Source organism: Sphingobium sp. Ant17 (assembly GCF_000588875.1).
Taxonomy (GTDB): Bacteria; Pseudomonadota; Alphaproteobacteria; order Sphingomonadales; family Sphingomonadaceae; genus Sphingobium.
This window is the reverse complement of record NZ_JEMV01000139.1, coordinates 1-3348: the sequence shown is the minus strand read 5'-3', so window position 1 is coordinate 3348 and position 3348 is coordinate 1. Positions and strand designations below refer to the sequence as shown.

Sequence of the window (3348 nt, the reverse complement as noted above, 5' to 3'; positions counted from 1 at the left end):
CTTCAAGACGACGTATAGGCCTGACGCCTGCCCGGTGCCTGAAGGTTAAGAGGAGGTGTGCAAGCACTGAATTGAAGCCCAGGTAAACGGCGGCCGTAACTATAACGGTCCTAAGGTAGCGAAATTCCTTGTCGGGTAAGTTCCGACCTGCACGAATGGCGTAACGACTTCCCCACTGTCTCCAGGATATGCTCAGCGAAATTGAATTCTCCGTGAAGATGCGGAGTACCCGCGGTTAGACGGAAAGACCCCGTGCACCTTTACTGCAACTTCAGAGTGGCATTAGGAAAGAGCTGTGTAGCATAGGTGGGAGGCTTTGAAGCATCGACGCCAGTTGATGTGGAGCCATAGGTGAAATACCACCCTGCTGTTTTCTGATGTCTAACCTCGTACCGTTATCCGGTACAGGGACCCTCTGTGGTGGGTAGTTTGACTGGGGCGGTCGCCTCCTAAAGAGTAACGGAGGCGCGCGATGGTGGGCTCAGGACGGTTGGAAACCGTCTGTTAGAGTGCAATGGCATAAGCCGCCTGACTGCGAGACTGACAAGTCGAGCAGAGACGAAAGTCGGTCATAGTGATCCGGTGGTCCCTCGTGGAAGGGCCATCGCTCAACGGATAAAAGGTACGCCGGGGATAACAGGCTGATGATTCCCAAGAGCTCATATCGACGGAATCGTTTGGCACCTCGATGTCGGCTCATCACATCCTGGGGCTGGAGCAGGTCCCAAGGGTTTGGCTGTTCGCCAATTAAAGTGGTACGTGAGCTGGGTTCAGAACGTCGCGAGACAGTTTTGGTCCCTATCTGCCGTGGGCGTCGAAAATTTTGAGAGGAGTTGACCCTAGTACGAGAGGACCGGGTTGAACATACCTCTGGTGTACCAGTCGTTCCGCCAGGAGCGCAGCTGGGTAGCTATGTATGGACGGGATAACCGCTGAAAGCATCTAAGCGGGAAGCCTCCCTCAAGATAAGATTTCCATCGAGCCGTCGTAGACCACGACGTTGATAGGCTGGATGTGGAAGTGGAGTAATCCATGAAGCTAACCAGTCCTAATTGCTCTGTTCGCGCTTAAACGGTTCAGCAATGAACCGCAGAGTCCCACCATCAATGACAGCACTGGCAACAGTTGTTCGAATAAGATGGCGTGGTTCTTAGGCCAGCCAGAATATCACATCTAAAAAATGTGTCCGGTGACGCATTTTTCCAAGTAAAAATGCTTAAAATGTGCACGGTATCGATTATAAACCCTGATTTTGCGCCAGCTTCATTGCTTGGTGACCATAGCGTCTGTGACCCACCCGATCCCATCCCGAACTCGGCCGTGAAACCAGTCTGCGCCGATGGTACTATTGCTCAAGCACTGGAAGAGTAGGGCGTCGCCAGGCATTGAAGCTCGTCAGCAAATCAAGCACAAACCCATTCACCTTGTCAAAAAAGGCGGCCCCAAAGCCGCCTTTTTTGCGTTACCCCAAAACCAAGGGGCAACCAGTGTCGCGGGATGGAGCAGCCCGGTAGCTCGTCAGGCTCATAACCTGAAGGTCGTAGGTTCAAATCCTACTCCCGCAACCACCGAAACCGACATTCCACAAAGCCCCGACGCCAAAGCGCCGGCTTTGTGCATTCTCGGCCACTCGACGCTGCTCGATCCACTCCAGGATCCTGCCAAACTCGCCGTAGAGCATGGCGTTGACCTCACCGCGCTTCGCGCCGGGCGTAAGGTCGATCCGCTCGATCAGCGCCCGCAACGCATCGGCGGCTTCCTGGCACTCCTCTGGCTGTGATAGTGAATGCGTCAGTCGCTCGACCTTGCGCCGATAAATCTCGGAGATGTTGGGATGGATGTCGGGCACATCCACCGATGCCGCAGCGAGCCGGGCGCGGAGCGCATCCTCTTGGGCTTCCAACTCCAAAAGCTCATCGACAAGCGCGCGTGTGCCCTTGCCTTCTTTCGCGAGTGTCACAAGGCCGTTGATCGCCTTGAGGACTTTCTGCAGATCCGTTCGATCGGCGATTTCTGACGCGCGGCGCTGGTGGTTGATGCGTTTGCTCTCCTCGACATAGGTCCGAATGGCCTCTGCCGCGACCTCGGGGGTCATCATGCGATCGCACAGACCATCAGGACGCGCGCTTCGAGTTTGTCGCGCGTGATGCTATGCCCGTTCGAGCAGCTTTTCGTATCAGCATGGTTCGAACAGGCAAACCGCCCCTGCCCGCGAAGGGAATAAGGACCGCCGCAGCAGCCGCAGTAAACCAGGCGGAGAGAAGGCTTTTCGGGCGATGCGTTCGATTAAGAGCTGTATGGGCAGAGCGCGTTGCCTCGATGACGTCGGCATATTGAATCGCGATATTTTCCTGCCTCGCCTTCACGGCCTGCCAGAGTTCTTCATCCACGATCCGCAGATCAGGAACCTCGGTCACAATCCATTCGGATTTGGGATTGATGCGGGAGACCGGTTTGCGGGTTCTTCAGATAGCGCAGCCGGTTCCAGACAAGTTTGCCGATATAAAGCTCGTTGTTGAGGAGGCCTGTGCCGCGCTTGGCGTGGCCGCGGATCGTGGTTGATGTCCACAGCTTGCCCGTTGGTGCTGAAATCCCAGAGTCATTCAGACGGCAGGCGATTGCATGGGGGCTGAGCCCGTTGGCGAACTGTCGAAAAACCTGGCGAATGACTTCAGCTTCCGCGGCATTGATACTCCGCTCGCCGTGCACAGGTTCGCCTTCGCTCGAGAAGCGCCGCACGACGTCGTAGCCAAAGCAAAGCCCGCCCCCGGATTTACCCTTCTCGACGCGGCCGCGCAGACCGCGATGGGTCTTCTTCGCAAGATCCTTGAGGAATAGCGCGTTCATCGTGCCCTTGAGGCCGACATGCAGTTCGGAAACTTCGCCCTCGGCCAGCGTAACGATTTTGACGCCGGCGAACTGGAGATTCTTGTAGAGCGTGGCTACGTCAGCCTGATCGCGCGATACGCGATCTAGAGCTCAGCAAGCAGGATGTCGAAGCGCCCCATCTGCGCATCCTGCAAAARTGACTGGATGCCGGGACGCAGTATGACGCTCGCGCCTGAGATCGCTGCATCCTTATAATTGGCGACAATCCGCCAGCCTTCGCGCGCCGCCTGTTCACGGCATATCAAAAACTGATCGTCGATCGATGCAGGGCTCTGCTTATCGTCGGAATAGCGGGCATACAACGCTACGCGGGGCATTCGGAGTCTCCAGGGATGATCTTTGGGGTCAGTCTACAGATTTTGACCATGCTTGCCAATCTGAGGAATATATCAAAAATTTGGAACGCGCTTTTTATGCCGTTCGCCCGGAATTCCGCCCGGCACTTGAACGGGGTCTGCG

At 56.0% G+C, this 3348-nt stretch carries 4 protein-coding genes, 1 tRNA gene, 2 rRNA genes and 1 pseudogene; 3 read left to right on the top strand and 5 right to left on the bottom strand.

Annotated elements, in window-relative coordinates:
* From BF95_RS24715 to BF95_RS24705, 3 genes are all read left to right on the top strand, one after another.
* A 23S ribosomal RNA gene (locus tag BF95_RS24715) occupies positions 1–1071 on the top strand; the annotation flags it as partial.
* A 198-nt stretch (positions 1072–1269) separates the two neighbouring features.
* Positions 1270–1384, top strand: a 5S ribosomal RNA gene (gene rrf / locus BF95_RS24710).
* A gap of 107 nt (positions 1385–1491) precedes the next feature.
* Positions 1492–1568: transfer RNA gene (locus BF95_RS24705), tRNA-Met, on the top strand.
* Here BF95_RS24705 and BF95_RS30005 read toward each other — a convergent pair.
* The 5 genes and pseudogenes from BF95_RS30005 to BF95_RS30525 all read right to left on the bottom strand — a co-directional run bounded on the left by BF95_RS30005 (position 1547) and on the right by BF95_RS30525 (position 3206).
* The gene (locus BF95_RS30005; protein ID WP_235209994.1) at positions 1547–2098 is read right to left on the bottom strand and encodes a hypothetical protein; all 552 of its coding nucleotides are present in this window, start codon (positions 2096–2098) and stop codon (positions 1547–1549) included. The genes BF95_RS24705 and BF95_RS30005 overlap by 22 nt on opposite strands.
* Positions 2095–2253, bottom strand: a complete 159-nt coding sequence (locus BF95_RS30000; RefSeq protein ID WP_235209995.1) for a recombinase zinc beta ribbon domain-containing protein — start codon at positions 2251–2253, stop codon at positions 2095–2097. The genes BF95_RS30005 and BF95_RS30000 overlap by 4 nt, the downstream gene beginning before the upstream one ends.
* Positions 2254–2400: 147 nt before the next feature.
* The gene (locus tag BF95_RS29995) at positions 2401–2847 is read right to left on the bottom strand and encodes a recombinase family protein (protein ID WP_043155437.1); all 447 of its coding nucleotides are present in this window, start codon (positions 2845–2847) and stop codon (positions 2401–2403) included.
* Positions 2833–2916 (bottom strand): annotated as a pseudogene (locus BF95_RS31290) (hypothetical protein); the annotation flags it as partial. The pseudogene BF95_RS31290 and the gene BF95_RS29995, both read right to left, overlap by 15 nt.
* Before the next feature lie 56 nt (positions 2917–2972).
* On the bottom strand, positions 2973–3206 hold the full coding sequence (locus tag BF95_RS30525) for a recombinase family protein (protein ID WP_268747208.1): 234 nt from the start codon (positions 3204–3206) through the stop codon (positions 2973–2975).
* Positions 3207–3348 lie beyond the last annotated feature (142 nt).